The organism is Streptomyces sp. NPDC091272, from assembly GCF_044757485.1.
Lineage (GTDB): Bacteria > Actinomycetota > Actinomycetes > Streptomycetales > Streptomycetaceae > Streptomyces.
In genome coordinates this window covers 248,762-274,851 of the sequence record NZ_JBIVVC010000003.1, presented here as the reverse complement: position 1 = coordinate 274,851, position 26,090 = coordinate 248,762, and the positions used below count along the sequence as shown (strand labels likewise).

Here is a 26,090-nt window from a genome sequence, read left to right as displayed (position 1 = left end):
GAGTGAGTGGTGAGTAGCGGTCGGTAGTGGGTCGGCGCGCGGGTTGCCCGGTTGGGGTGGGCCCGCGCGCTCTGCGTATCCTCGGTGGGTGCTTCTCTCAGACAAGGACATCCGGGCCGAGATCGACGCCGGACGAGTACGCATTGATCCGTACGACGAATCCATGGTGCAGCCGTCGAGCATCGATGTACGGCTGGACCGCTATTTCCGGGTGTTCGAGAACCACCGGTACCCGCACATCGACCCCGCCGTCGAGCAGGTCGATCTGACGCGGCTCGTCGAGCCGGACGGCGACGAGGCCTTCATCCTTCACCCGGGTGAGTTCGTGCTCGCGTCCACGTACGAGACGATCACCCTCCCCGACAACCTCGCTTCGAGGCTGGAGGGAAAGAGTTCGCTCGGACGGCTCGGGCTGGTGACGCATTCGACCGCGGGGTTCATCGACCCCGGCTTTTCCGGGCATGTGACGCTTGAACTGTCGAATCTCGCGACTTTGCCCATCAAGCTGTGGCCTGGGATGAAGATCGGGCAGCTGTGTCTGTTCCAGTTGAGTTCTTCGGCTGAGTTTCCTTACGGGTCCGAGCGGTACGGGTCCCGTTACCAGGGGCAGCGTGGGCCTACCGCCTCGCGCTCCTTCCTCAATTTCCATCGGACACAGGTGTGATAGCCGGTATGAGTGACGTACGAGAGAACCTGACGTACGACGGTTTCGGGCACGCGGTGCGCGAACTGGCGCAGACGATCGCCGACGACGGCTACGAGCCCGACGTCGTGCTGAGCATCGCGCGGGGCGGTGTCTTCGTCGCGGGCGGGCTTGCTTACGCCCTCGACGTGAAGAACATCCACCTGGTGAATGTCGAGTTCTACACCGGGGTCGGCACGACGCTGGAAATGCCGGTCATGCTCGCGCCGGTGCCGAACGTGATCGACTTCAGCAACAAGAAGGTTCTTATCGCTGACGACGTCGCCGACACCGGCAAGACCCTGAAGCTGGTGCACGACTTCTGCCTGGAGCACGTCGCCGAGGTGCGCAGCGCCGTCGTCTACGAGAAGTCGCACTCCCTCGTGAAGTGCGAGTACGTGTGGAAGCGGACCGACGAGTGGATCAATTTCCCCTGGTCCGTGGAGAAGCCCGTCGTCCGGCGTGCGGGGCAGGTTCTCGACGCGTGACCATGCCGAGAGTGGTGGCATGAGGGTGACATGAGGAAGGGCCCGGTACGAGAGTTCTCGTACCGGGCCCTTCCTCGCGCGTGCGTCAGATCCATTCGGGCGTCGGATCGCGCGAACCCTCAGATCGTGCCGAGCTTCAGCAGCGAAAGCAGCGCGACCAGCTGGATCGCCGACGCGCCCAGTGCCTTCGGCCACGGCAGGTCGTGCGACTTGCTGACCATGGACGTGAACAGCGCGCCGGCCGCCAGCCACGTCACCCAGCCGATGATCTGGACCAGGCTGTTGTCGCCGCCCAGGAAGAGGGCGAAGAGCAGGCGTGGCGCGTCCGTCAGGGACATGATCAGCATCGACAGCCCGACCGTGGGCTGCCAGGAGCCGTCGCCGCCCAGCTGACGGGCGAGAGTGTGCGTCACCACGCCCAGGATCAGACCGCAGATGATCATCGCGACCGAGGTCGTGAGGACGTACGGAATGGCACTGGCGAAGGTCGAGTTGATCGTCTCCTCGCGGGCCTTGTCGAAGCCGAAGACCGCGAGCAGGCCGTACAGGAACGTGACGATCAGCGCCGGGACCCAGACCTGGTGGTCGCGCGTCTGCCAGAACGTCGCACCGGGCCGCAGCACGATGCCCGAGAGCAGCTGCTTCCAGTGCAGGCGGGGACCGGCCGGCGGGGCGGGCGTGTTGCCCGCCCGGTAGGTGTTGCCGTCGCCGTACGGGTCCTCGTTGACGCTGAAGGCCTGGGTGTGACCCGGGTTGTTGGCGTACGGGTCGTGGGCGGGGGAGCCCTGCGGGTGCCCGCCCTGGCCGTACGGGTCCCGGCCGTGCGGGTCCTGGCCGTACGGATCGTTGCCGTACGGGGGGCGACCGCCGCCGCGGGGGTCGTAACCGCCCTGCGGGTGCGGGTCGCCGAAGTACTCCGGCTCGTCCGCGCCGCCGCCGTAACCGCCGCCTCCGTATCCGCCGTTGCCGTGTCCGCCCTGGCCTCTGGGGGCAGCGCCGTAACCGGCTTGCCCCTGCGTCTGCGGCCACTGCTGCTGGCCGTACTGGGGGTGAGGCGGTGCCTGCTGCCCCCCGTACGGCTGCTGCTGCGGTTGCTGCCGCTGCGGTTGCTGCCGCTGCGGTTGTTGCTGCGTGCGGTTGTCCCGGCCGCGTCCGATCCTGAATCCAGCCACACGAACGAACGTACCCGCTCCGGATGCGCCCGGTGCCGGGTGGTGCGTAAGCGGGGGGCCTTTGCGGCCGACCTGTGACATCCCCTAGGGGTTCCCTGGGGGGCTGTCCGGGGGTGGGGCAGGGGCACGAGTGGCGCGCCCCTCGCAACGCGATGCGGCCGGTTCCGCCCCGCTGGGGGGCAGAACCGGCCGCATTCACTTCTCACTTCTCCGCATACGGACCTGTGTGTACGAGGCCCTCCCCGTGAGGCGCCGCGTACGACGCCGTGCGTGGGACGCCGTGCCTACGACGCCGTGCGCGGGACGCCCCTACTTCACCGGCTCCGGCTCCGGTGCGATCTCCGATTCCGGCGTGTCCGTCGGTTCCGCCGGGGTCTTGACCGAGTCCAGCAGCAGCTGGGCCACGTCGACCACGGTGAGCGACTCCTTGGCCTTGCCGTCGTTCTTCTTGCCGTTGACCGAGTCGGTCAGCATGACCAGGCAGAACGGGCAGGCGGTCGAGACGATGTCCGGGTTCAGGGAGAGGGCCTCGTCGACCCGCTCGTTGTTGATGCGCTTGCCGATCCGCTCCTCCATCCACATCCGCGCGCCGCCGGCGCCGCAGCAGAAGCCGCGTTCCTTGTGGCGGTGCATCTCCTGCTGGCGCAGGCCCGGGACGGCGGACATGATCTCGCGCGGGGGCGTGTAGACCTTGTTGTGGCGGCCCAGGTAGCAGGGGTCGTGGTACGTGATGAGGCCCTCGACCGGGGTCACCGGGATCAGCTTGCCCTCGTCGATGAGGTGCTGGAGCAGCTGCGTGTGGTGGATGACCTCGAACTCGCCGCCCAGCTGCGGGTACTCGTTCGCGATCGTGTTGAAGCAGTGCGGGCAGGTCGCGACGATCTTCTTCGACGACTTCGGCTTACGCGTCGACTCGTCCACGCCCCCGTCCTCGTCGAGGGACTCGCCGTACGCCATGTTCAGCATCGCGACGTTCTCGGCGCCCAGCTGCTGGAACAGCGGCTCGTTGCCGAGGCGGCGGGCCGAGTCACCGGTGCACTTCTCGTCGCCGCCCATGATCGCGAACTTCACGCCCGCGATGTGCAGGAGCTCCGCGAAGGCCTTGGTGGTCTTCTTGGCGCGGTCCTCCAGGGCCCCCGCGCAGCCGACCCAGTAGAGGTACTCCACCTCGGTGAGGTCCTCGATCGTCTTGCCGACGATCGGCACCTCGAAGTCGACCTCCTTGGTCCACTCCACGCGCTGCTTCTTGGCGAGCCCCCAGGGGTTGCCCTTCTTCTCCAGGTTCTTGAGCATCGTGCCCGCCTCGGACGGGAACGCGGACTCGATCATCACCTGGTAGCGGCGCATGTCGACGATGTGGTCGATGTGCTCGATGTCCACCGGGCACTGCTCGACGCAGGCGCCGCAGGTGGTGCAGGACCAGAGGACGTCGGGGTCGATGACGCCGTTCTCCTCGACCGTGCCGATGAGGGGGCGCTCGGCCTCGGCGAGGGCCGAGGCGGGTACGTCGGCGAGCTGCTCCGGCGTGGCCTGCTCGTTGCCCTCCATGTCCTTGCCGCCGCCCGCCAGCAGGTACGGCGCCTTGGCGTGCGCGTGGTCGCGCAGGGACATGATCAGGAGCTTCGGCGAGAGCGGCTTGCCGGTGTTCCAGGCGGGGCACTGCGACTGGCAGCGCCCGCACTCGGTGCAGGTGGAGAAGTCGAGGATGCCCTTCCAGCTGAACTGCTCGACCTGGCTGACGCCGAAGGTGGCGTCCTCCGCCGGGTCCTCCCAGTCGATCTCCTTGCCGCCCGTGGTCATCGGCAGCAGCGCGCCCAGCGCGACGTCGCCGTCCGCCTTGCGCTTGAAGAAGATGTTGGGGAAGGCCAGGAAGCGGTGCCAGGCGACACCCATGTCGGTCTTGAGCGCGACCGTGATCATCCAGATGAACGAGGTGGCGATCTTCAGGCCCGCGAAGAAGTACGTGAGCGTCTGCAGCGTGGCGAGGTCCATGCCGCGGAACCATGCGACGAACGGGTACGAGATGAAGAAGGACGCCTCGTAGCTGTCGACGTGGTGCTGGGCGCCTTCCAGCGCGTGCAGCGTGAAGATGCAGATGCCGACGATCAGGATGACCGTCTCGACGAAGTACGCCTGGCCGGTGTTGGAGCCGGCGAAGCGGGACTTGCGGCCTGCCCCGCCGGGCCGGTTCAGCTGGCGGATCGCGATCAGCACCAGGATGCCGAGCACGGTCATCGTGCCGATGAACTCGACGAAGACGTTGTACGGCGCCCATTCACCGACGATCGGCAGCAGCCAGTCGGCCTGGAAGAGCTGGCCGACGGCGTTCACGATCGTCAGGAGCAGCGAGAAGAAGCCCACCGCGACGAACCAGTGCGCGACGCCGACGACGCCCCACTTGTTCATCCGGGTGTGGCCGAGGAACTCCTTGACCACCGTGACGGCGCGCTGCCAGGGGTTGTCGGTCCTGGTGCCGGCGGGGACCGGCTGGCCGAGCTTGACGAAGCGGTAGATCTGGACGGTCGCACGGCCGAACAGCGCGACGCCGACTGCCATGAGGACCAGCGACACGATGATCGCGGCGAGTTGCATTTTGGGGGCTCCTCGGGCCTGCGAGGGTGGGTAACGGGGTGCCTGGGGCGCTTCCCGGGTCCCGGGCGGCCTCAAGCGTGCTTCTTGATTACTAAGCGGTAACTTATCCAGTCGAGCTGAGATTACCCACTTATGCCGTCGCACAGTATCCGCGGGGGCGGTGATCTGTGTCGCTCAGGGGAGCCTCACCGGACCGCAGCGGGAATCGGTGGGGGGTGTGGTGTTGCACTTCAGGCCGGTGATCGGGGGATGCGCCCGTCCGCGTGCTCGTGCCCGTCGCTCACCCGCCCGGCGGGCACCCGCGCGTCACGTCTCACCGAACGTGAACGACTGCCTACCGTGCGCGCATGACTTCTCTCGCTCGCCGTCCGGCCGCCACCGCCCGTACCGACCTCTCCGAGGCTGGCCTCTCCGGGGCCGGCCTCTCCCGGGTCGACCGCGGGGGCGGGGCGCTGCGGGTCGCCCTCGTGATCGGCGGCCATGCCTCCGCGACGCCCGGCGGGAAGTACGAGGCGGTCCGTGACCAGGAGCGGGCCCTGCGTGCCGTCGGGCACGAGGTCACCGTGATCGCCGTCCGTCCACGTGAACTCGCGCGCGGGGCAGAGCCGTTGAAGGGCCTCTCCTGGAGTGCTCCCGGTCGGGACGCGAGCCCGGTGGAGCGGCTGGCCGGCTTCGCGCCCGACGTGGTCCACGTGCACGACCTCGCCCCGGACTCCGCGAGTGCCTGGGTGTGGGACTGGCAGGGGCCAGTGGTCGCGACGCTGTACCACCACCACCACCGTCCGCAGTGCCCCGCGGGCGGCCCTTACCGGGCGGGCCCGGTCTGCGCGCGGTGTGCGGACGGCGGGCGCTGGGCCGGGCGGCGTGAGGGCTGTGACCGGGGGCCGCGTACGGCGCCCCTGCCGGCTGCCTGGTCCGGGCGCGGCGGCGTGACGGCCGGCGGCGTGGCGGCCGATCCGTTGCTGTCGCGGGCGGACCGGCTCGTCGTGCTGTCCGAGCTGAGCCGGCGGACGTACGAGAGGGCCGGCTTACCGGGTGGCCGGCCGGCTCTCGTACCGCATTTCGTGTCCGCTGCGCCGCGCGTCAACTCCACCGCGGGGAAGGGGCGATGGGTCTTCGTGGGGCGGCTCGGCGCGGAGGACGGAATCCTGGAACTGCTTCGCCGCTGGCCGCAGGAGGTTCCCCTCGACGTGGTCGGTGACGGGGAGCTGGACGTCGACTGCCGGGCCGCTGCCGCCGCCAGGGGTGCGTCGGTGCGCTTCCTCGGCACGCTGGGGAGGCAGGAGCTGCGGCGGCGGCTGCCGTCCTGGCGGGGGCTGGTGTTTCCCGGCCGCTGTCCGGAGCGCGTGCCCCTGGTGTACGCGGAGGCGCTGGCCGCCCGTTTCCCCGCACGGCGCGCGCACTGCGTCCGGGTGTTCGGCGAGCGGTACTCGGAGCCGGTGTGGGTGGCGCGTACGACGGCGCTTTACACGTCCGTGCTGCACGGGCGCGGCGCCGGCCGTGTGGACGGGGTCCCGGGCGCGGGCTGATCAGTGCGCGGGATGCGCGGTGTGCGTGGTGCGTGCGGGGCGAGGGGTGAGCACGGTGGGGAGCGTGCGGGCCAGGATGGCGAGGTCGAGACCGAGCCAGTGCCGGTCCACGTACTCCAGGTCCACCAACACCATCTCGTTCCACGGCATTTCGGGATGCCGGTTGACCTGCCAGAGGCCCGTGATGCCGGGCGGCACGATCAGCCGGCCGCGGGCCGCGCCTCGGTGGCCGGCGTCCGCCACGGGCAGCGGTCGCGGTCCCACCAGGGACATCTCGCCCCGTACGACGTTGATCAACTGGGGGAGCTCGTCGAGCGAGAAGCGGCGCAGGAGGCGCCCGGCCGGGGTGGTGGGGGAGACGGCGTGGGACATGGTGCGGGAGGTGGTGCGGGTGACGGTGCGGAACTTCAGCAGCTCGAAGGGTGCGCCGTTCAGTCCGGCCCTGGTCTGCCGCAGGAGGACGCCGCCGGGAGACGTGAACGCCACGACGGCAGCGGCAGCGGCCAGCAGCGGGGCGAGAACGACGAGCAGCAGCAGGCTGCCGGCCAGGTCGAGCGTGCGCTTGGCGGACGGTGCCCGCATATCCGCATCCTTTCGTGGGATCTTTGCCTGACTTAATGCGAATAGTCGTTTTTGTGGAAATGACTCTCCCACGAGGAACAGCAGCCGGTGAGGGTGGCGCGCCACGCTCGCGTCACCCGGCCGGGTCGAAGAGGTGCGGAGAGGTGTTGGCCGGCACGGCACCTGTTCCGACGCCGGGCGCCTGAGCGGGTGAGGCGAACGAGGAGGGGACGGATCCGATGAACACGCAACCGGAGGACCAGGAGGGCCGGGGCGCGCAGGGGGACTGGGCCGGGCAGGAGGGCCGGGAGGGGCAGGAGGGCTTGGATGGCCGGGATGGCCGGGAGGGGCAGGAGGGCTTGGTGGGCCGGGATGGCCGGGACGGGCAGGAGGTCCGAGAGGTCCAAGAGGTCCGAGAGCGTCGGGAGGCCCGCCCACACCCGCCCGGGCGACGCCTCAACCGCACGCTCCGCGCCGTCAGGAGCGGCAGGCCCCTGCGGCTCCTCTGCGCGGGCGTGGCGCTGCTCGTCGGGTTGTCCGCGGTCGCCGGCTGGCTCGCGTACCGGAAGATCGACGGCAACATCCGTACCGACGAACAGACCGCCGCGCTGCTCGCCGAGTACGGGGCCCAGCGCCCCGCCCCGCACCCCGGCGGCGCGCAGAACATCCTGCTGCTCGGCTCCGACTGGCGGCAGGAGGCGGGCAGTGAGCGTTCCGACACGGTGATGCTGCTGCACGTGGCCGCCGACCGTAGGCGCGCCGAGGTGCTGAGCGTGCCGCGTGACCTGCGGGTAGACATCCCGAGCTGTCTGCGCCAGGACGGGGAGTACAGCGTCGAGCAGAACGCCCAGTTCAACTGGGCCTTCCAGTTCGGCGGCGCGGCCTGCACCATCCGTACGCTGGAGAAGCTCACCGGCATCCGGATCGACCACCACCTCAGCGTCGACTTCACCGGCTTCAAGAAGATCGTCAACGCGGTGGGCGGTGTCGAGGTGAACGTCAGGAAGGCCGAGCACGATCCGAACGTCGGCCTCGACCTGAGCGCGGGCAAGCACCTGCTCAAGGGCGAGACCGCGCTCTCCTACGTCCGGGCGCGCAGCTACGTCGGCGACGGCAGTGACCTCAACCGGATCAGCCGCCAGCAGGACTTCGTCGCCCGGCTGGCCGCCAAGATCCGCAACAACGGCACCCTCGCCAACCCCGCCCGGCTCTTCCCGGTCCTGGACGCGGCGACCTCCGCGGTGAGCGCGGACACGGGCCTCGACTCGCTGAGCGAGCTGTACGGCATGGTCCAGAGCCTGCAGGAGCTGCCGCCCGGGGCGCTGACCTTCCACACGGTGCCGCACCGCCAGGCGCAGGACCACTGGTACCGCCTCGACCTGGAACAACCGGAGGCCCGCCGGGTGTTCGAAGCGGTACAGAAGGACACGCCGCTGGCGGCGGCGCTGCGGAGGGCGCAGCGGGAGCCGGCGGAGGAACCGGACGAGCCGGAGTTCGAGCCGTACCACGACGCGTACGAGTAAGCGGGCCAGAGCGACGCGTACGAAGTAGACGCGTACGAGTAGGCGCCAGAACTTGGGGCAGCGGGGGTGGGGCGGCTCCGTAACCACGGGCGCCCCGCCCGCACCCACCACCCTCAATCGCCACCCTCACCCCTCTGAGATGGGCAAACGCAACCGTCGGCGCCCTTGCGGATAAGAACCGCATAAGAGTTGAGCGAGGTCGACTCAGGTCTGTTGACGTCTGCGGGCAGGTGATGCATCCTTGAGTCAGATCCACTCAAGTAAGAACTGCAGGAGGAATCGAAATGGCACGTGCGGTCGGCATCGACCTGGGCACGACTAACTCCGTCGTCAGCGTTCTCGAAGGCGGCGAGCCCACCGTCATCACCAACGCCGAGGGCGCCAGGACCACGCCGTCCGTCGTCGCCTTCGCCAAGAACGGCGAGGTGCTCGTCGGCGAGGTCGCGAAGCGCCAGGCAGTCACCAACGTCGACAGGACGATCCGCTCCGTCAAGCGCCACATGGGCACCGACTGGAGCATCGACCTCGACGGCAAGAGCTTCAACCCGCAGCAGATGAGCGCCTTCATCCTGCAGAAGCTCAAGCGTGACGCGGAGTCCTACCTGGGCGAGAAGGTGGCCGACGCGGTCATCACCGTCCCGGCGTACTTCAACGACTCCGAGCGTCAGGCGACGAAGGAGGCCGGTGAGATCGCGGGCCTCAACGTCCTGCGCATCGTCAACGAGCCGACTGCCGCCGCCCTGGCGTACGGCCTCGACAAGGACGACCAGACGATCCTCGTCTTCGACCTCGGCGGCGGCACCTTCGACGTGTCGCTCCTGGAGATCGGTGACGGCGTCGTCGAGGTGAAGGCCACCAACGGTGACAACCACCTCGGTGGTGACGACTGGGACCAGCGCGTCGTCGACTACCTCGTGAAGCAGTTCCAGGGCAACCACGGTGTGGACCTGGGCAAGGACAAGATGGCTCTCCAGCGTCTGCGCGAGGCCGCGGAGAAGGCGAAGATCGAGCTGTCGTCGTCCACCGAGACGTCGATCAACCTGCCCTACATCACGGCGTCCGCCGAGGGCCCGCTGCACCTGGACGAGAAGCTCACCCGCGCCCAGTTCCAGCAGCTCACCTCCGACCTGCTGGAGCGGTGCAAGAGCCCGTTCAACAACGTCATCAAGGACGCGGGCATCCAGCTCTCCGAGATCGACCACGTCGTTCTCGTCGGTGGCTCGACCCGTATGCCGGCCGTGGCCGAGCTCGTCAAGGAGCTCACCGGTGGCCGCGAGGCCAACAAGGGCGTCAACCCGGACGAGGTCGTCGCCATCGGCGCCTCGCTCCAGGCGGGTGTCCTCAAGGGTGAGGTCAAGGACGTCCTGCTCCTCGACGTGACCCCGCTGTCCCTGGGTATCGAGACCAAGGGCGGCATCATGACCAAGCTCATCGAGCGGAACACCACGATTCCGACGAAGCGCTCCGAGATCTTCACGACGGCCGAGGACAACCAGCCGTCCGTGCAGATCCAGGTCTACCAGGGCGAGCGCGAGATCGCGGCGTACAACAAGAAGCTCGGGATGTTCGAGCTGACCGGTCTGCCGCCGGCCCCGCGTGGCGTGCCGCAGATCGAGGTCGCCTTCGACATCGACGCCAACGGCATCATGCACGTCGCTGCCAAGGACCTCGGCACCGGCAAGGAGCAGAAGATGACCGTCACCGGTGGCTCCTCGCTGCCGAAGGACGAGGTCAACCGGATGCGCGAAGAGGCCGAGCAGTACGCGGACGAGGACCACAAGCGCCGCGAGGCCGCCGAGACCCGCAACCAGGCCGAGCAGCTCGTCTACCAGACGGAGAAGTTCCTCAAGGACAACGAGGAGAAGGTCCCCGCCGACGTGAAGACCGAGGTCGAGACCTCCGTCACCGAGCTGAAGGAAAAGCTCAAGGGCGAGGACACGGCCGAGATCCGCACGGCGACGGAGAAGGTCGCCGCCGTCTCGCAGAAGCTGGGCCAGGCGATGTACGCCGACGCCCAGGGCGCGCAGGCCGCGGGCGCCGAGGGTGCCCCGGGCGCCGAGGGTGCCGGTCAGGCGCAGGCCGACGACGACGTCGTCGACGCCGAGATCGTCGACGACGAGAAGGACAAGAAGGGCGGCGCTGCCTGATGACGGAGGAGACACCGGGCTTCGACGAGAAGCCCGACGTCTCTCCCGGCACGGACGACGCCGAGCCGAAGGCCGCCGAGACCCCCGCGTCCAAGGATTCCTTGGACGAGGGCTCGGCGGCCCCGGCCGGGGACGCGAGTGCCGCGAAGGACGTCGCACTGACCGCCCAGCTGGACCAGGCCAAGATGGCGCTCTCCGAGCGCACGGCCGACCTCCAGCGGCTCCAGGCCGAGTACCAGAACTACCGTCGCCGCGTGGAGCGGGACCGGGTCACGGTCAAGGAGATCGCCGCGGCGAACCTCGTGACCGAGCTCCTCCCGACGCTCGACGACATCGGCCGGGCACGGGAACACGGCGAACTGGTCGGCGGCTTCAAGTCGGTGGCCGAGTCGCTGGAGACCGTGGCCGCGAAGATGGGCCTCATGCAGTTCGGCAAGGAGGGCGAGCCCTTCGACCCGACGATCCACGAAGCCCTGATGCACAGCTACGCACCGGACGTCACCGAGACGACCTGCGTGGCGATCCTGCAGCCCGGCTACCGGATCGGCGAACGCACGATCCGTCCCGCCCGGGTCGCGGTGGCGGAGCCCCAGCCGGGCGCCGCCGACAAGAGTGAGGAAACCGAGGACGCTGAGGAGAGCGGTGGCCCCGAAAAGGGCTGAAGCTCTGCGGAGTCCGAGAGGAGGGACGTCGAGGAATGAGCACTAAGGACTTCGTCGAGAAGGACTACTACAAGGTCCTCGGCGTCCCCAAGGACGCCACCGAGGCCGAGATCAAGAAGGCGTACCGGAAGCTCGCCCGCGAGTTCCACCCGGACGCCAACAAGGGCAACGCCGAGGCCGAGGACCGCTTCAAGGAGATCTCCGAGGCGAACGACATCCTCGGGGACGCCAAGAAGCGCAAGGAGTACGACGAGGCGCGCGCGCTCTTCGGGAACGGCGGCTTCCGCCCCGGCCCCGGGGCCGCGGGCGGCGGCTCGTTCAACTTCGACCTCGGGGACCTGTTCGGCGGCGCGGCCGGCGGCTCCACCCAGCCCGGTGGCTTCGGCGGTGGCATCGGGGACGTCTTCGGCGGCCTCTTCAACCGCGGCGGTACGGGCACGCGCACGCAGCCCCGCCGCGGCCAGGACATCGAGTCCGAGGTCACCCTCAGCTTCACCGAGGCGGTCGACGGGGCGACGGTGCCGCTGCGGATGTCGTCCCAGGCCCCCTGCAAGGCCTGTTCCGGCACCGGCGACAAGAACGGCACGCCCCGGGTGTGCCCGACCTGCGTCGGCACCGGGCAGGTCTCGCGCGGCGGCGGTGGCGGGTTCTCCCTCACCGACCCGTGCGTGGACTGCAAGGGCCGCGGTCTGATCGCCGAGACCCCCTGCGACATCTGCAAGGGCTCGGGGCGGGCCAAGTCCTCGCGCACCATGCAGGTCCGCATCCCCGCCGGCGTCGTCGACGGGCAGCGGATCCGCCTGCGCGGCAAGGGAACCCCGGGCGAACGCGGCGGACCGGCCGGCGACCTCTACGTCGTCGTGCACGTCGACGCGCACCCCGTCTTCGGCCGCAAGGGCGACAACCTCACCGTCACCGTGCCGGTCTCCTTCACGGAGGCGGCGCTCGGCGGCGAGGTGAAGGTGCCCACCCTCGGCGGTCCCGCGGTCACCCTGAAGCTGCCCGCAGGCACGCCCAACGGGCGCACGATGCGGGCCCGTGGCAAGGGCGCGGTCCGCAAGGACGGCACCCGTGGCGACCTCCTCGTCACCGTCGAGGTCGACGTACCCACCGAACTGAACGACAAGGCCAGGGAAGCCCTGGAGACCTACCGTGAGGCCACGGCGGGCGACGACCCGCGGGCCGCACTCTTCCAGGACGCGAAGGGGGCATAGGAGAGTCATGGACGGCCGACGACGCACCAATCCTTACGAGTTGACCGACGAGTCTCCGGTGTACGTCATCTCGGTCGCCGCTCAGCTCTCCGGCCTGCACCCGCAGACCCTGCGTCAGTACGACCGCCTCGGCCTGGTCTCCCCCGACCGCACGGCCGGGCGCGGTCGGCGCTACTCGGCCCGTGACATCGAACTACTGCGCACCGTCCAGCAGTTGTCGCAGGACGAGGGCATCAATCTGGCCGGTATCAAGCGCATCATCGAGCTGGAGAACCAGGTCGCGGCCCTGCAGTCCCGGGTCGCCGAACTCTCGGCCGCGGTGGACGGCGCCGCCGCCGCCATCCAGCAACGCGAGGCCCAGGTGCACGCCTCGTACCGCCGCGACCTGGTCCCCTACCAGGACGTCCACCAGGCGAGCGCACTGGTGGTGTGGCGCCCCAGGCGGCACGGCGAGGCCTAGGCCCCGCCCGGGGCCGCCCAGGCCCGCCTTCAAGTCCAGTCTTCAAGTCCAGGCTTCAAGCCCCGCCTTCAGTCCCGCCCGACCCCGCCTGTCCGGCCGGCCGCGGTTCGTCCAGGATGCCCGATCTGGCGATCTGGTAGCCGAGCTGGGCGCGGTTGCTGCTGCCGCCGAGCGCGGCGGAGAGCTTCGCGATGTGGGCGCGGCAGGTGCGGATGTTGAGGCCGAGGCGGTGCGCGATCTCCTCGTCCACGTTGCCCTCCACGAGTAGCCGGGCGATGGAGCGACGGATGGCCGTGATGCCGTCCGGTCCTGCGGGCTCGGGCAGCGGTTCGTGCAGGGGTACGGCGTGCTGCCAGAAGCAGTCGAAGGCGGCCGTCAGGAAGGCGATGAGGTCGGGGTCCCTCAGCTCCAGGGCGATACGGGTGCCGGCCCCGGCCGGGATGTAAGCCACCGTGCGGTCGAAGATCATCAGGCGGGGAACCAGTTCCTCCAGGGTGCGCACCTCCAGCTGGACGTCGGCCAGGCGGTCCAGGTAGGCGTGCAGGCCGTAGCTGTGCCGCACGGTGTGCTGGTAGAGGGTGCGCATGTGGATGCCGCGCACGCCGAAGTGCTGGGAGCGCTCAAGGGCCTGGGCGAGGTCGAGTTCGGAGCGGGCTCCGCCGGGCTGGAGCGTGCGGACCTCCGTGTGGCATTCCGCGGAAGCCGTGTCCAGGGAGGCGTTGATCCGCTCAAGACCTTCCAGGACGGTGATCGCGGGAAGTGGGGCCGAGATCAAGGTTGTTCCGATCGGGCGAGGGGCGCACTCAGACGCTGTTAGGAGTCGAGGATGTTCGACCTTGCTATCAGATAGCCGAGTTGGGCGCGGCTCCCGCTGCCCAAAGAGGCGGCCAGTTTGGCTATATGTGCTCGGCAGGTCCGGACGTTCATGCCCAGCCGACGGGCGATGGCCTCGTCCACGTAACCGTCGATGAGCAGCTTCGCGATGGAGCGCTGGACGCCCGAGATTCCGGTCGGGGTGGGCTCGTAGGTCACGGGTTCGACGAGGGGGACGGCGCGGTGCCAGAACTGCTCGAAGACGTTGGCGAGGTACTCGACGAGTCCGGGGTGGCGGATCTCCAGGGCGACCTCGCGGTCGTCGCTGGCGGGCAGGAAGGCCACCTTGCGATCGAAGATCATCAAGCGTTCGATGAGTTCTTCGAGGGTACGGATCTCCACCCTGCCCTCGGCCATGATCTCCGCGTAGGCGAGAGTACCGTGGCTGTGCCGCGCCGTGTGCTGGTACAGGGTGCGCATCCGGACACCCCGGCCGGTCATCAACTGGCCGCGCTGGACCGCCAGGTGCAGGGTGTCCTCACTGCGGCCGCCACCCGGCTGGATGGTGAGGACCTCGGACCGGCAGTCGGCGATGGCGGCGCCGATGGCCGCGTTGATGCGGGGCTTGCTCTCCAGCACGGTGATTGCGTGGGTGATGGGTGGATCCTGTGCACTGATCGCCATGAACTGGTCGAAGGAATCGACCAGTTCGACCGCGAGCCGGCGGTGCTCCTGGATCTGGTGCTCGATGGGGTGCAGACGTTTGGCCAAAACCGCCGCGGGTGGAACCGGGCGCAGGAAGTCCGCGTCGTCCGGGTCGGGTTGCAACAGTGCCAAGTCCATCAGGCAAGGTATGGACGTCACTTCGGCACGCGCGATGCGACCGGACTGCAATGCCCGGATGTAGGCCTGCCTCCCTTGGTCGCACAGGTCCGACACCCCATGAGGATGTGCCACTTCTGCCCCGCTCTGGTCCATTTGTCCGCCCCCCAGGGTCTTGCACGTACAAGAACATGATGCATCGACTCTGTGGTGCTGACGTGGGTCTATGAGCCATCGTTTCGGTGTCGGGGGCGACGAAACCTAGGAAGTGAGGACGAAGCCGACCATGCGCAAGAGATTGCTTCACTCGGTGCTCGCGGTGTCCTTTTCCGCAAGTGCGCTGTTCACGGCGGCGGGCGGCTACGACGTGATCTGGGACAGTGCCCCAGCGAGTGCCCACACCCGCGCCGGCGACGTGGTGCCGCCGGACGTGATCTGGGACCTCGTCCCTGCCGCCGTCAAGGGCCCGGGGGACGTGATCTGGGATTCCGTCCCTGCCGGTCAGGACGCCTGACATGCCTTCGGACGATCCCTCCTTCCGGCGTGAGATGGCACGCGTCATCCGCAGCGGGTGGCACCTCGTCGATCTTGTCTCCGCCCTCCCCGAGCGCGGCGACTCGTTGATGGTGACCCTCTTCGGCGACCCGATCCTGGTCGTTCGTGACCAGGACGAGGAGGTCCGTGCCTACCGGTGTCTGCGCAGGCCCCGTGGCGCGCCGCAGCCGATCCGGTGCGAGATCCGGTACGGCAACATCTTCGTGAACCTTGAGAAGTCCGACCACCAGCTCTTCGAGGCGGAGAACGTTCCCCGCTCCGCCTCGCGCCTGACCACCCCCCGCAGTGCCTGACGCGATTCCCCCGTTGCAGTAGATCGCTCAGGCGCTTCCCCCCCACGGCGGCGTCCTCGTGAACCTGAACACGAGGGCGCCGCTGTGTTGTGCCCGCACGCGCGCCCGCACACGGCCTGGAGCGCCTGAGCGCCCACCACGGCCCACGCGCCCGCACGCGGCCCGTGCCTACGCGTTGCCCATGCCCCGCGTCACCGTGATCTCGATGACGACCCGCGCGGGGTTCTCCCGCGGGGTGCGCCCGTAGCGCTCGGTGTAGCGCCGCTCCGCGTCCGCGACCTCCGCCGGCTCCGTGCGCAGGCGTGCCACCCCCTCCAGCGTCGCCCACTTGCGGCCCGCCATCTGGCACACCGCGACCCGGGCCCCCGCCGCGCCCGCCGCCGCCACGTGGACGGCCTTGCGGCTGGTGCCCGAGCAGATGACGCGCGCGACGCCCTGCTCCGGGTCGAAGGTCACCCCTACCGGCACCACGTGTGGCGTTCCGTCCGGGCGGGGGGTAGTCAGGGTGCAGAGGTGGTACTCGCTCCAGAAGGCGCGGTACTCGGGGGTCGGATTGCGTACGTCGATGGCCATGCACCGCAGATTAGCCCGGCAGGGAACGGTAAAGCTGAGTGGAATAGACTCAACTTTGTGCACGTTGGCAGAGCCATACGGGTCGTACAGCTTGTCGGTGCCGTGAGGGCGTACAGGAGGAGAGAACAGACGTGGAAGCCGAGCTGACCAACAGGAGCCGGGACGCGATCAACGCGGCCACCCAGCGGGCCGTGAGCGACGGCCACCCCGATCTGACCCCCGCGCACCTGCTGCTCGCCCTGCTGGAGGGCCAGGACAACGAGAACATCACCGACCTGCTGGCCGCCGTGGAGGCGGACCAGGCGGCGGTGCGCTCCGGCGCGGAGCGGCTGCTCTCGGCGCTGCCCAGCGTGACCGGGTCCACGGTGTCGCCGCCGCAGCCCAACCGCGAGATGCTGGCCGTCGTCGCCGACGCCGCCCAGCGCGCCAAGGAGCTGGGGGATGAATTCCTCTCCACCGAGCATCTGCTCATCGGCCTCGCCGCAAAGGGCGGCCAGGCCGCCGACGTACTGAAGAACCAGGGCGCGAGCGCGGACAAGCTGCTCGACGCATTCGAGAAGAGCAGGGGAGGGCGCCGGGTGACCACTCCCGACCCGGAGGGCCAGTACAAGGCCCTGGAGAAGTTCGGCACCGACTTCACGGCCGCCGCGCGCGACGGAAAGCTGGACCCGGTCATCGGCCGCGACCAGGAGATCCGGCGCGTGGTGCAGGTGCTGTCGCGCCGCACCAAGAACAACCCGGTGCTGATCGGTGAACCGGGCGTGGGCAAGACCGCCGTCGTCGAGGGCCTGGCCCAGCGCATCGTGAAGGGGGACGTCCCCGAGTCGCTGAAGAACAAGAAGCTGGTCTCGCTCGACCTCGGCGCGATGGTGGCGGGCGCCAAGTACCGCGGCGAGTTCGAGGAACGGCTGAAAACCGTCCTCTCCGAGATCAAGGAGAGCGACGGCCAGATCATCACCTTCATCGACGAGCTGCACACCGTGGTGGGCGCCGGGGCCGGCGGTGACTCCGCCATGGACGCGGGCAACATGCTCAAGCCGATGCTGGCCCGCGGCGAGCTGCGGATGGTCGGCGCGACCACGCTCGACGAGTACCGCGAGCGGATCGAGAAGGACCCCGCGCTGGAGCGGCGCTTCCAGCAGGTGCTGGTCGCCGAGCCGTCCGTGGAGGACACCATCGCGATCCTGCGCGGGCTCAAGGGCCGGTACGAGGCGCACCACAAGGTGCAGATCGCGGACTCCTCGCTGGTCGCGGCGGCCACCCTCTCCGACCGGTACATCACCTCCCGCTTCCTGCCCGACAAGGCGATCGACCTCGTCGACGAGGCGGCGTCCCGGCTGCGGATGGAGATCGACTCCTCCCCGGTGGAGATCGACGAGCTCCAGCGGTCGGTGGACCGGCTGCGGATGGAGGAGCTGGCGCTCAAGAGCGAGACCGACGCCGGTTCCGTGCAGCGGCTGGAGAAGCTGCGCCGTGACCTCGCCGACAGGGAGGAGGAACTGCGCGGCCTCAACGCCCGCTGGGAGAAGGAGAAGCAGGGCCTCAACCGGGTCGGTGAGCTGAAGGAGAAGCTCGACGAGCTGCGCGGCACCGCCGAGCGCGCCCAGCGCGACGGCGACTTCGACACCGCCTCCAAGCTGCTCTACGGGGAGATCCCCGGCCTGGAGCGGGAGCTGGAGGAGGCCGCCGCAGCCGAGGCGGAGGTGCGCGAGGTCGACACCATGGTCAAGGAGGAGGTCGGCCCCGACGACATCGCGGACGTCGTCGGCTCCTGGACCGGCATCCCGGCAGGCCGCCTGCTGGAGGGCGAGACGCAGAAGCTGCTGCGCATGGAGCAGGAGCTCGGCAGGCGCCTGATCGGCCAGCACGAGGCCGTGCAGGCGGTCTCCGACGCGGTCCGGCGCACCCGCGCGGGCATCGCCGACCCGGACCGCCCCACCGGCTCCTTCCTCTTCCTCGGCCCGACCGGCGTCGGCAAGACGGAGCTGGCGAAGGCCCTCGCGGACTTCCTCTTCGACGACGAGCGGGCCATGGTCCGTATCGACATGTCGGAGTACGGCGAGAAGCACAGCGTCTCGCGCCTGGTCGGCGCCCCGCCCGGTTACGTCGGCTACGAGGAGGGCGGCCAGCTCACCGAGGCCGTGCGCAGGCGCCCGTACAGCGTGGTGCTCCTCGACGAGGTCGAGAAGGCACACCCGGAGGTCTTCGACGTCCTGCTCCAGGTCCTCGACGACGGCCGGCTCACCGACGGCCAGGGCCGGACGGTGGACTTCCGCAACACCATCCTGATCCTGACCTCCAACCTCGGCAGCCAGTACCTGATGGACCCGCTGACCACCGAGGAGGTCAAGAAGCAGCAGGTGCTCGACGTCGTCCGGTCCTCCTTCAAGCCGGAGTTCCTGAACCGGCTCGACGACCTGGTGGTCTTCTCCGCCCTCGGCAAGGACGAGCTGGCGCACATCGCCGAGCTCCAGGTCGGCCGCCTCGCCAAGCGGCTCGCCGACCGTCAGCTGACCCTGGACGTCACGCCCGAGGCACTGGCCTGGCTGGCCGAGGAGGGCAACGACCCGGCGTACGGCGCCCGGCCGCTGCGCCGCCTCATCCAGACCGCGATCGGCGACCGCCTGGCCAAGGAGATCCTGGCGGGCGAGGTCAAGGACGGCGACACGGTGCGTGTCGAGCGGGTCGGCGACGAGCTGCTGGTGGGACCGGCGACCTCGGCCCCGCCGGTGCTGGAGAAGTAACGGGGGCGATCAGGCCCGTCACCCTCGTGGGTGGCGGGCCTGTTCCTGTTCTCGAACAGGGACTAGGCTCTGTGCTAAGTGGCCAATGCGCAGTTCACTTGTTCACAAGACGTTGAAAGAGAGGCAAGGGGTGCTGCTTAGCTTTCGAGTCGCCAACCACGGCTCTCTCCGGGAGCCGCAGGAGCTGAACCTCGCACCGGCGTACGGGGACGACCGCCCGGCGGTGCCGGTGGTGGCCCTGTACGGGGCGAACGCGTCGGGGAAGTCGACGCTGATGCAGGCGTACGGCTTCTTCGTCTCGGTGGTGAAGGACTCCCAGGCGCGCTGGCTGCCCGACGCCCCGGTGCCCCGCACGCCCTTCCTCCTCGACCACGAAAGCCGCCAGGAGCCCTCCTCGTACGGGGTGGACGTGCTGCTGGACGGCGTCCGGTACGTGTACGGGTTCAGCGTCACGGACAGGGAGATCGCCGAGGAGTGGCTGTACTCCTACCCCAAAGGCCGGCGGCGGGTGCTCTACGAGCGCACGGGCATGACGATGTCGTACGGGGCGACGCTGACGGGGGAGCGACTGGCCGTCGAGCGTACGACGCGGCCCAACAGTTTGTATCTGTCGGCGGCGGCCCAGGCGGCGCATCCGCAGCTCAAAGTGGTGTGGAGTGCTCTGACGGGAAGCCTTCGGGTGAACGACGGCACGCGCCAGGCAGTCGTCGCCAGCGGTTCCGGAGGATTGGCCGCTGTGCTGTACGAGCACTTGAGCAGACAGGGTCTGTCCGTCCTCGCCGAGGTCCTGACGGCTGCCGACCTGGGCGTGCACAGCATTCGGCGGCGGCCCAGGGACGGAACCGCCGCCGGTCAGCACGGGCAGCCGTCGGACGTCTTCGAAGCGACGAAGGCCGAAGTGCTGGAGTTCATCCATCGGGTCGGGGACGAGGAGTTCGTGCTGCCCGCCACGGCCGAATCGGCGGGCACGAAGACCTGGCTCAGCCTGGTGACCACGGCGCTCGTCGCTCTCCTGGGCGGCGGGGAGGTATGGGTCGACGAACTCGACATCAGCCTGCACCCCCTCCTCGCAGCCAAGCTCCTCGGCCTCTTCCAGGACCCCGAGCTCAACCCGTGCGGCGCCCAACTGATCTTCACCACGCACGATGCCTCGCTCCTCGGCAGCATGCTGGGAGAACAGGTGTTGCGCCGGGACCAGGTGTGGTTCGTGGAGAAGGCACCGGCCACGGGTGCCTCCGAGCTGTACCCGCTCAGCGACTTCAAGCCGCGTAAGGGGGAGAACTTCGAACGCCGATACCTCGCCGGGAGCTACGGAGCGGTGCCGCTGCTCCCCGCCACGGCCTTCGAGGAGCTGGTCAAGAACTACTGGCAGCACTACGAGGGGGACCATGGCCAGGAAGTTCCCGCGCGAGGGGTCCGGACGGCGCCGCGCACCGGTCCGGCCGTCCGCACGCACGATCCTCGTGGTGTGCGGGAGCAAGGCGACCGAGCGTCTGTATCTCCAGGGGCTGCGCGACCATCTGCGTAATCGTGCGGTGTCCGTCGCCGTACGCGAGAAGCCCTGCTCGCCGACTCAGCTCGTGAAGTACGCCTGCGGTCAGCGGGACCTGCACCGGGACGGTTACGACGAGGTCTGGGCGGTCTTCGACGTCGACGAGTTCAAGGACGTCGCTCAGGCGGTGGCGGAGGCCCGGCGCCACGGTATCGAGGTGGCCGTCTCCGCCCCGTGCTTCGAGCTGTGGCTCCTGCTCCACTTCGCGGACCACCAGGGCCACGTCGACTCGTACAAGAAGCTGCTGCCCCTGCTCCGGAAGCACGTGCCGGGCTACGACAAGACACGGGTCGACTTCGCCACGTACCGTGACGGACTCCCGCAGGCCGCCGAGCGGGCGCGCAAGCTGGACCCGTCGGGTGAGCAGCACGAACGCAACCCCTCGACCGGGGTGTGGAGGCTCACCGATCGCATGGCCAACCCGTGAAAGTGTCCGCCCGCAGCGGATCGCACCCGGCGGGGCTTGCGTTCCCCCTCCCGGGATGGGAGAGGATGACCGGAACCGTACGAAGGGAAATACACGGTGAGCATCGACCCGTCCTCGATTCCGAATTTCGGGGGACAGCCCGAACCGCAGCCCGAGGGACCGTCGGGCCCCGTCGTCCCCGACCAGGATCTGGTCAAGCAGCTGCTCGACCAGATGGAGCTCAAGTACGTCACCGACGACGAGGGTGACCTCGCCGCTCCGTGGGAAGAGTTCCGCACGTACTTCATGTTCCGTGGCGAGGACGACCAGCAGGTCTTCTCGGTGCGGACGTTCTACGACCGGCCGCACAGCATCGAGGACAAGGTCCAGCTCCTGGAGCTCCTCGACGACTGGAACCGCCGCACCCTGTGGCCGAAGGTCTACAGCCACACCCACGACGACGGCTCCGTCCGCCTGATCGGCGAGGCGCAGATGCTGATCGGCACCGGCGTCTCCCTGGAGCACTTCGTGTCCTCCACGGTCAGCTGGGTCCGCGCCTCCATCGAGTTCGACAAGTGGGTCGTCGAGCAGCTCGGCCTGGAGAAGGACGTCGACTCGGCCGTCAAGGGCGAGGACGGCGAGAGCGACAACGGCGAGGGTACGGAGCAGGGCAAGTAACCGCCCCCACGCCACATCGAGAGCCCGGCCAGGGCGCTGCGGTCACCACGACCGAGGCCCCGGGCCGGGCTTTCGTTCTTCCGTCGCGCGGTCAGACGGTGTGCGCCGCCGCGAAGGCCGTGAAGGCCGTCCAGCTGGTGGGCCTGACGTCGAAGGTGGGGGAGGCGCCGCCGAGCTTGCTGTCCCTGACGTGGACGTCGGCGCAGGCGCAGGTGGCGATTTCGATGCACTCGCCGCCCTGGTTGCCGCTGTAGCTGGACTTGTGCCAGCCGTGGGCGACCTCGATGCACTCGCCGCCTGCATTGCCGCTGTAACTCGACTTGCTCCAGGCCGAGTTGGGGATAATGTCGATCATAGGGCTCCTGCCAGTTCCTCGATCAGCTTCAGCGACTCCCTCGTCCGGAGTGCATCGGATCGGATCATTGCATACCGCTGCTCCATGGCGTTGACCTCTTTTGGGAGGCTGTAGAAGGTGGACCCGCCGCCCTGGTACTCGACGTATGCGAGCGACTGACCCTCCTCGGTATCCAGAAGTGTCATTGATCCGTCGAGTCCGACGTGGGTCTCTACGTTCGTTGGCATGACGTGCAGAGAGATGTTGCGCATCCGCGCGCAGTCGGCGATGTGCAGCAGCTGTTCCTTGTGTACTGCCGTCCCGCCGATCGGGCGGCGCAGCACCTGTTCCTCAATGACGAAACAGAGGGCGGGCGAGGGCTTCCGGGCGAGTAGGGACTGGCGTTCCAGACGGCCACGGACATTCGCTTCGATCTCATCGTCTTCCAGCAACGGGACGAAGTTGCTGAGCACGACGCGCGCGTGAGCTTCGGTCTGCAAGAGACCGTGCAGGGCGTGCGTGTTGTAGGTGTACAGCCGGGTGGTGGTCTTCTCCGTGTCCGCGTATCCCTGGAAGAACTCCGGATACCCCGGCTTCGCCAGTTCCTCCAGCATCGCGACGAGCATGCCCTTCGCGCCCAGTGCGTGGTCGACGTCCGTGACGTAGTCCGGATGTGGCCGGATCGACCCGGCCTCCACCTTCTGGACCGTCGACAGCGAGTAGTTGCGCGCCGTCATCGCTGCCAACTGTTCCTGGGTCAGGCCGCGATGCGCCCGCAGCGCCTTCTGTTGCAGGCCGAACATCTTCCAGATGAGCGGTTTTCCTCGATTGCCACTGCTCTGGTCTCCCACTTCTCCCCGCCCTCCACAGCGCACCTCACCGAACCCGCAACGCGGCCTCAAGGCTGCCCACTTCGGCCGCACCGGATTCCGTTCCGAGCCGCAAGTTCACTTTTACGGGTCGGGTGGAGTACCGACGGTAGTCGGCCGCTGACACGCTTTCACCCACGATGAGCGAACTTGTCGGTCTCCCCCTCGCCCCTCACGAACACGAGGTCCGGAACGTGCTCCACTCAGCTCCCGCCACGCCCCTGCTGCCTCCCGTGTCCCGTGAGTGGTCCGCCGAGTGCGCGCCGGTTCCGCGCGCGGTCGCCCTCGCCCGTACTCGTACACGCGTCGAACTGACCCTTCTCGGGTGGGGCGGTGACATCGAGGACGCCGTGCTGGTCGTCTCCGAGCTGGTGACCAACGCCGTCGTGCACGCGCACCGGCCCGGCAGGGTGGCCTGGCTGCGGCTGGCGGTGCTGGAGGACGGCAGCCTGCTGGTGGACGTGTCCGACCCGGTGGCGGGCTTCGCGCACGGCCGGCGGTGTGACGAGAGGGGCCGGGGGCTCCATCTGGTGAGCGAGCTCGGCGAGTTGAGCTGGTTCCTGCGTGCGGACAGGGGTGCGGGCGAGTCCGGCAAGACCGTACGGGTGCGGCTACGCGGAGCCCCCTTTCTGAAGCACCTTCAGCCGGTCCACCGCGTCCTGGAGGACCTCGGTCCGCTTGCAGAAGGCGAACCGTACGAAGGGGGCGCCCGCCGCCCGGTCGTCGTAGAACACCGCGTTCGGGATCGCGACGACCCCGCACCGCTCGGGCAGCGCCCGGCAGAACGCGAAGCCGTCGCCGCCCTCGGGGGCGCCCAGCGGCCGGATGTCGGTGGTCACGAAGTAGGTCCCGGACGGCCGGTAGACGTCGAAGCCCGCCTCCGCGAGTCCGGTGCCCAACAGGTCCCGCTTGGCGGTCAGCTCGGCCCGTAGCCCGTCGAAGTACGTGTCGGGCAGGGCGAGCGCCTCCGCGACGGCGTACTGGAAGGGGCCCGCCGAGACGTACGTCAGGTACTGCTTTGCCGACCGTACGGCCGCCACCAGCGCCGCGGAGGCGGTGATCCAGCCGACCTTCCAGCCGGTGAACGAGAAGGTCTTGCCCGCCGACGAGATCGTCACCGTGCGCTCCCGCATCCCGGGGAACGAGGCGAGCGGGATGTGCTCGCCGTCGTACACCAGGTGTTCGTACACCTCGTCGGTGACCACCAGCAGGTCGCGTTCGACCGCGAGCGCGGCGATCGCGGCCAGCTCCTCGCGGGTGAGGACGGTGCCGGTCGGGTTGTGCGGGGTGTTGAGCAGGATCAGCCGGGTGCGCGGGGTGACCGCGTCGCGCAGCTCGTCGAGGTCGAGGTGGTACGCGCCGTCGCGCGGCCGGAGCGTGACCGGCACGCGCCGGCCGCCCGCCATGGCGATGCAGGCGGCGTACGAGTCGTAGTACGGCTCCAGTGCGATCACCTCGTCACCCGGCTCGACCAGCGCGAGGAGGGATGCGGCGATGGCCTCGGTGGCGCCCGCGGTGACCAGGACCTCGGTGTCCGGGTCGTACGGCAGCCCGTAACGGCGCTGCTGGTGCGCGGTGACCGCCTGCCGCAGCTCGGGGACGCCGGGGCCCGGCGGGTACTGGTTGCCACGGCCGTCGCGCAGCGCCCGCACCGCGGCCTCGCGCACCTCGTCGGGGCCGTCCCGGTCGGGGAAGCCCTGCCCGAGGTTGATCGCGCCGGTGCGCAGGGCCAGGGCGGACATCTCGGCGAAGATCGTCGTCCCGAACTCGGCGAGGCGGCGGTTGAGGAGGGGGCGGGGGGCGTCTGAGGTGCCAGAGGTGTCGGCGGTGGAGGTCATGGCAGCCATCCTGCGCGGAACCTCTGGACTTGCTCAACTCTGCTTTGGCCGCGTGGGCCTTCGGGAATCACCGAGGCACGTGCGGGCGACCTGCCGTCCGCGCCGGGGGAACGGAAAGGACGGTGGGACCCATGGTCGGTCTCTTCATCGCACTGGGCGTGTCGTTGGTCGTGATCGTCGGCATCCTGGTGACGGTCTCGCGCGGGTCGGCGCGCCGGCCCGTCACGAGGTCGCGGGGGCACCGGCGCGGCGGCGCCGGCTGGAGCGGCGGTGGCGGCTGGGTGGGCGGCGGCGACAGCGGCTCCTCCTCGTCCTGCGGGAGTTCGTCGTCGTCCTGCGGCGGCGGTTCCTCCTCCTGTGGCGGAGGGGGCGGCGGTGGTGGCTGCGGCGGCGGCGGAGGCAGCTGACACGGGGCAGCTGGTCCGGTGAACCGGTGAATCACCGCCGTGCGCCCGGCGGGAGGAGGGACGGCTCGAACGCCGACCCGAACTCCCGCCGGGCGCACATTTGTTGGGCTGGGAGCCCCTATTTGTTGAACAGTTGAACCGTGTGGCCCCCGGGGGGATGGAAACCCCGTCAAGTTGGGTAAAAACGCTATGAGCGCCGCACACTTCATGATTCCCTCGCTGTTGAAAATCCGTCACTGGAATCCCGCGGTCCCAGGCGGACCCGAGCGGGCGGTCCCCAGCTCCACCACCCCGACCCCTCCGGCGTACCCCCCTGGTCCACCCCCCACTGCGTGTTTGCGGAGCCCCCTCATGCTCACGACCCTCAAGACCGACTACACCGACACGTGTGCCTCCGACCTGGCCTGGGCGCTGGGCCGGGAGCCGTTGTCCGCCCTCGCCGTACTGGACCTCGAACTGCACGGCGCGAAACTTCAGCTGCGGCTGCTCGGCGCCTCCCACCAGGTGCTCCTGGAGGAGGGTGACGGTTACTGCTCGGAGACCGTGGCCTGCATCCCGGGCAGCAGGACCCCGCTGCCGCTGGGCGTCTCCAAGCAGGTCGGCGAGTGGGACTACGAGTTCGCGGCCCGCGTCGAATCGCTGTCGGAGGCCGCTTTCGCGGGGCGTGCGCAGGAGCTTCTCGCCCTGGTCGCCGACCATCCGCACGGCCTCGCAGGCACGTTCCCCGGCAGCCCGCACGCCTTCACCGCGCTCCTCGCCCAGCGCGAGGGCGCCGGGCGGGTCAGCTGGCGCACCTGGCACGCGTACCCGCAGGAAGGGGAGTTGGTGGTGACCAGGACGAGGGTGGGGGCCCGGGTGCCGGCGGCGGTGTGAGGTGTTCCGCACGACGCGCGTTCCATGCGGGGTGTGCTCCACTTACACCCTTGTGGGTGACAGGTTGCGGGCGAGTGGTGACGTAGCGTACCCAGCATGATCCAACCGGCCTCCGCCCCAGCCGGCCCCGACACCCCTGACCCGTCCGGTACTTCGCATTCCGATCGATCCGGTGCTTCCCGTTCCGATCGGTCCGGCGCGTCGCGTTCTGACCGGCCGGGCGCGTCGCGTTCTGACCGGTCCGGTACTTCGCGTTCTGACCGGTCCGGAGCCGCGCGTTCCGTGCCGCCGGGCCCTCGTGCG

The 26,090-nt window shown here is 69.2% G+C and carries 25 protein-coding genes and 1 pseudogene; 17 read left to right on the top strand and 9 right to left on the bottom strand.

Features of this window, described 5'->3' with window-relative positions; all coding sequences use genetic code 11:
* Positions 1-88 precede the first annotated feature (88 nt).
* Both dcd and ACIQM4_RS10425 read left to right on the top strand, forming a co-directional pair.
* Positions 89-664: a dCTP deaminase gene (gene dcd, locus ACIQM4_RS10430; protein WP_401588849.1), complete on the top strand. Its 576-nt coding sequence runs from the start codon at positions 89-91 to the stop codon at positions 662-664.
* Positions 665-672: 8 nt separating this feature from the next.
* Positions 673-1,170 carry a phosphoribosyltransferase gene (locus ACIQM4_RS10425; protein ID WP_401588846.1) on the top strand — a complete coding sequence of 166 codons (498 nt, stop codon included), beginning with the start codon at positions 673-675 and terminating at the stop codon, positions 1,168-1,170.
* 119 nt (positions 1,171-1,289) lie between these two features.
* Here the strand turns inward: ACIQM4_RS10425 and ACIQM4_RS10420 are convergent, their stop codons facing one another.
* Together ACIQM4_RS10420 and ACIQM4_RS10415 are read right to left on the bottom strand one after the other, a co-directional pair.
* Complete coding sequence (locus tag ACIQM4_RS10420; RefSeq protein ID WP_401588843.1) at positions 1,290-2,342, bottom strand: YIP1 family protein; 1,053 nt, start codon at positions 2,340-2,342, stop codon at positions 1,290-1,292.
* A 309-nt stretch (positions 2,343-2,651) separates the two neighbouring features.
* Entirely contained in the window at positions 2,652-4,934 is a 2,283-nt protein-coding gene (locus ACIQM4_RS10415) for a (Fe-S)-binding protein (RefSeq protein ID WP_401588840.1), read from the bottom strand.
* A gap of 347 nt (positions 4,935-5,281) precedes the next feature.
* Here ACIQM4_RS10415 and ACIQM4_RS10410 point away from each other — a divergent pair, with 347 nt between their 5' ends.
* On the top strand, positions 5,282-6,463 hold the full coding sequence (locus tag ACIQM4_RS10410; protein WP_401588837.1) for a glycosyltransferase: 1,182 nt from the start codon (positions 5,282-5,284) through the stop codon (positions 6,461-6,463).
* Here the strand turns inward: ACIQM4_RS10410 and ACIQM4_RS10405 are convergent, their stop codons facing one another.
* A complete protein-coding gene (locus ACIQM4_RS10405; RefSeq protein WP_401588834.1) occupies positions 6,464-7,045 on the bottom strand; it encodes a sugar transferase in 582 nt (193 codons plus the stop codon).
* A gap of 218 nt (positions 7,046-7,263) precedes the next feature.
* On the opposite strand from ACIQM4_RS10405, the gene ACIQM4_RS10400 reads away from it, so the two are divergent.
* The 5 genes from ACIQM4_RS10400 (at position 7,264) to ACIQM4_RS10380 (ending at position 13,030) form a co-directional block, all read left to right on the top strand.
* Complete coding sequence (locus ACIQM4_RS10400; RefSeq protein ID WP_401588831.1) at positions 7,264-8,547, top strand: LCP family protein; 1,284 nt, start codon at positions 7,264-7,266, stop codon at positions 8,545-8,547.
* Positions 8,548-8,831: 284 nt separating this feature from the next.
* On the top strand, positions 8,832-10,694 hold the full coding sequence (dnaK, locus tag ACIQM4_RS10395) for a molecular chaperone DnaK (protein WP_401588828.1): 1,863 nt from the start codon (positions 8,832-8,834) through the stop codon (positions 10,692-10,694).
* On the top strand, positions 10,694-11,356 hold the full coding sequence (grpE, locus tag ACIQM4_RS10390) for a nucleotide exchange factor GrpE (protein ID WP_401588825.1): 663 nt from the start codon (positions 10,694-10,696) through the stop codon (positions 11,354-11,356). Before dnaK ends, grpE begins: the two co-directional genes overlap by 1 nt.
* A gap of 35 nt (positions 11,357-11,391) precedes the next feature.
* Positions 11,392-12,570 carry a molecular chaperone DnaJ gene (gene dnaJ, locus ACIQM4_RS10385; RefSeq protein ID WP_401588822.1) on the top strand — a complete coding sequence of 393 codons (1,179 nt, stop codon included), beginning with the start codon at positions 11,392-11,394 and terminating at the stop codon, positions 12,568-12,570.
* A 7-nt stretch (positions 12,571-12,577) separates the two neighbouring features.
* Positions 12,578-13,030 carry a heat shock protein transcriptional repressor HspR gene (locus ACIQM4_RS10380; RefSeq protein ID WP_401588819.1) on the top strand — a complete coding sequence of 151 codons (453 nt, stop codon included), beginning with the start codon at positions 12,578-12,580 and terminating at the stop codon, positions 13,028-13,030.
* Positions 13,031-13,085: 55 nt separating this feature from the next.
* Here ACIQM4_RS10380 and ACIQM4_RS10375 read toward each other — a convergent pair whose 3' ends face one another.
* On the bottom strand, positions 13,086-13,805 hold the full coding sequence (locus ACIQM4_RS10375) for a helix-turn-helix transcriptional regulator (protein WP_401588816.1): 720 nt from the start codon (positions 13,803-13,805) through the stop codon (positions 13,086-13,088).
* A 38-nt stretch (positions 13,806-13,843) separates the two neighbouring features.
* The gene (locus ACIQM4_RS10370; RefSeq protein ID WP_401588813.1) at positions 13,844-14,821 is read right to left on the bottom strand and encodes a helix-turn-helix transcriptional regulator; all 978 of its coding nucleotides are present in this window, start codon (positions 14,819-14,821) and stop codon (positions 13,844-13,846) included.
* A gap of 130 nt (positions 14,822-14,951) precedes the next feature.
* Between ACIQM4_RS10370 and ACIQM4_RS10365 the strand changes: the two genes are divergently transcribed.
* Both ACIQM4_RS10365 and ACIQM4_RS10360 read left to right on the top strand, forming a co-directional pair.
* Positions 14,952-15,179 carry a hypothetical protein gene (locus ACIQM4_RS10365; RefSeq protein WP_401588810.1) on the top strand — a complete coding sequence of 76 codons (228 nt, stop codon included), beginning with the start codon at positions 14,952-14,954 and terminating at the stop codon, positions 15,177-15,179.
* A 1-nt stretch (position 15,180) separates the two neighbouring features.
* On the top strand, positions 15,181-15,513 hold the full coding sequence (locus tag ACIQM4_RS10360) for a (2Fe-2S)-binding protein (protein ID WP_401588808.1): 333 nt from the start codon (positions 15,181-15,183) through the stop codon (positions 15,511-15,513).
* Between the two features lie 168 nt (positions 15,514-15,681).
* Here the strand turns inward: ACIQM4_RS10360 and ACIQM4_RS10355 are convergent, their stop codons facing one another.
* Positions 15,682-16,086 carry a TIGR03618 family F420-dependent PPOX class oxidoreductase gene (locus tag ACIQM4_RS10355; protein ID WP_401588805.1) on the bottom strand — a complete coding sequence of 135 codons (405 nt, stop codon included), beginning with the start codon at positions 16,084-16,086 and terminating at the stop codon, positions 15,682-15,684.
* Between the two features lie 131 nt (positions 16,087-16,217).
* Between ACIQM4_RS10355 and clpB the strand changes: the two genes are divergently transcribed.
* The 4 genes from clpB to ACIQM4_RS10335 all read left to right on the top strand — a co-directional run bounded on the left by clpB (position 16,218) and on the right by ACIQM4_RS10335 (position 21,466).
* Positions 16,218-18,830 carry an ATP-dependent chaperone ClpB gene (gene clpB / locus ACIQM4_RS10350; protein ID WP_401588803.1) on the top strand — a complete coding sequence of 871 codons (2,613 nt, stop codon included), beginning with the start codon at positions 16,218-16,220 and terminating at the stop codon, positions 18,828-18,830.
* Positions 18,831-18,960: 130 nt separating this feature from the next.
* Positions 18,961-20,358 carry an ATP/GTP-binding protein gene (locus ACIQM4_RS10345; RefSeq protein WP_401588800.1) on the top strand — a complete coding sequence of 466 codons (1,398 nt, stop codon included), beginning with the start codon at positions 18,961-18,963 and terminating at the stop codon, positions 20,356-20,358.
* The gene (locus ACIQM4_RS10340; protein WP_401588797.1) at positions 20,297-20,809 is read left to right on the top strand and encodes an RloB family protein; all 513 of its coding nucleotides are present in this window, start codon (positions 20,297-20,299) and stop codon (positions 20,807-20,809) included. Before ACIQM4_RS10345 ends, ACIQM4_RS10340 begins: the two co-directional genes overlap by 62 nt.
* Before the next feature lie 96 nt (positions 20,810-20,905).
* Entirely contained in the window at positions 20,906-21,466 is a 561-nt protein-coding gene (locus ACIQM4_RS10335) for a YbjN domain-containing protein (RefSeq protein ID WP_401588794.1), read from the top strand.
* A gap of 91 nt (positions 21,467-21,557) precedes the next feature.
* On the opposite strand, the gene ACIQM4_RS10330 is transcribed toward ACIQM4_RS10335, so the two are convergent.
* Both ACIQM4_RS10330 and ACIQM4_RS10325 read right to left on the bottom strand, forming a co-directional pair.
* A complete protein-coding gene (locus tag ACIQM4_RS10330) occupies positions 21,558-21,821 on the bottom strand; it encodes a DUF397 domain-containing protein (protein WP_401588791.1) in 264 nt (87 codons plus the stop codon).
* Positions 21,818-22,651 carry a Scr1 family TA system antitoxin-like transcriptional regulator gene (locus ACIQM4_RS10325; RefSeq protein WP_401588788.1) on the bottom strand — a complete coding sequence of 278 codons (834 nt, stop codon included), beginning with the start codon at positions 22,649-22,651 and terminating at the stop codon, positions 21,818-21,820. The genes ACIQM4_RS10330 and ACIQM4_RS10325 overlap by 4 nt, the downstream gene beginning before the upstream one ends.
* 158 nt (positions 22,652-22,809) lie before the next feature.
* On the opposite strand from ACIQM4_RS10325, the pseudogene ACIQM4_RS10320 reads away from it, so the two are divergent.
* A pseudogene (locus tag ACIQM4_RS10320) lies at positions 22,810-23,211 on the top strand (ATP-binding protein); the annotation flags it as partial.
* A 69-nt stretch (positions 23,212-23,280) separates the two neighbouring features.
* Here ACIQM4_RS10320 and ACIQM4_RS10315 read toward each other — a convergent pair.
* A complete protein-coding gene (locus ACIQM4_RS10315) occupies positions 23,281-24,516 on the bottom strand; it encodes a pyridoxal phosphate-dependent aminotransferase (RefSeq protein ID WP_401588785.1) in 1,236 nt (411 codons plus the stop codon).
* A gap of 122 nt (positions 24,517-24,638) precedes the next feature.
* On the opposite strand from ACIQM4_RS10315, the gene ACIQM4_RS10310 reads away from it, so the two are divergent.
* Together ACIQM4_RS10310 and ACIQM4_RS10305 are read left to right on the top strand one after the other, a co-directional pair.
* Positions 24,639-24,914 carry a hypothetical protein gene (locus ACIQM4_RS10310; protein ID WP_401588782.1) on the top strand — a complete coding sequence of 92 codons (276 nt, stop codon included), beginning with the start codon at positions 24,639-24,641 and terminating at the stop codon, positions 24,912-24,914.
* A 351-nt stretch (positions 24,915-25,265) separates the two neighbouring features.
* Positions 25,266-25,787 (top strand): DUF2617 family protein, encoded by a 522-nt coding sequence (locus ACIQM4_RS10305; protein ID WP_401588779.1) that lies wholly within the window; start codon positions 25,266-25,268, stop codon positions 25,785-25,787.
* Positions 25,788-26,090: the final 303 nt, after the last annotated feature.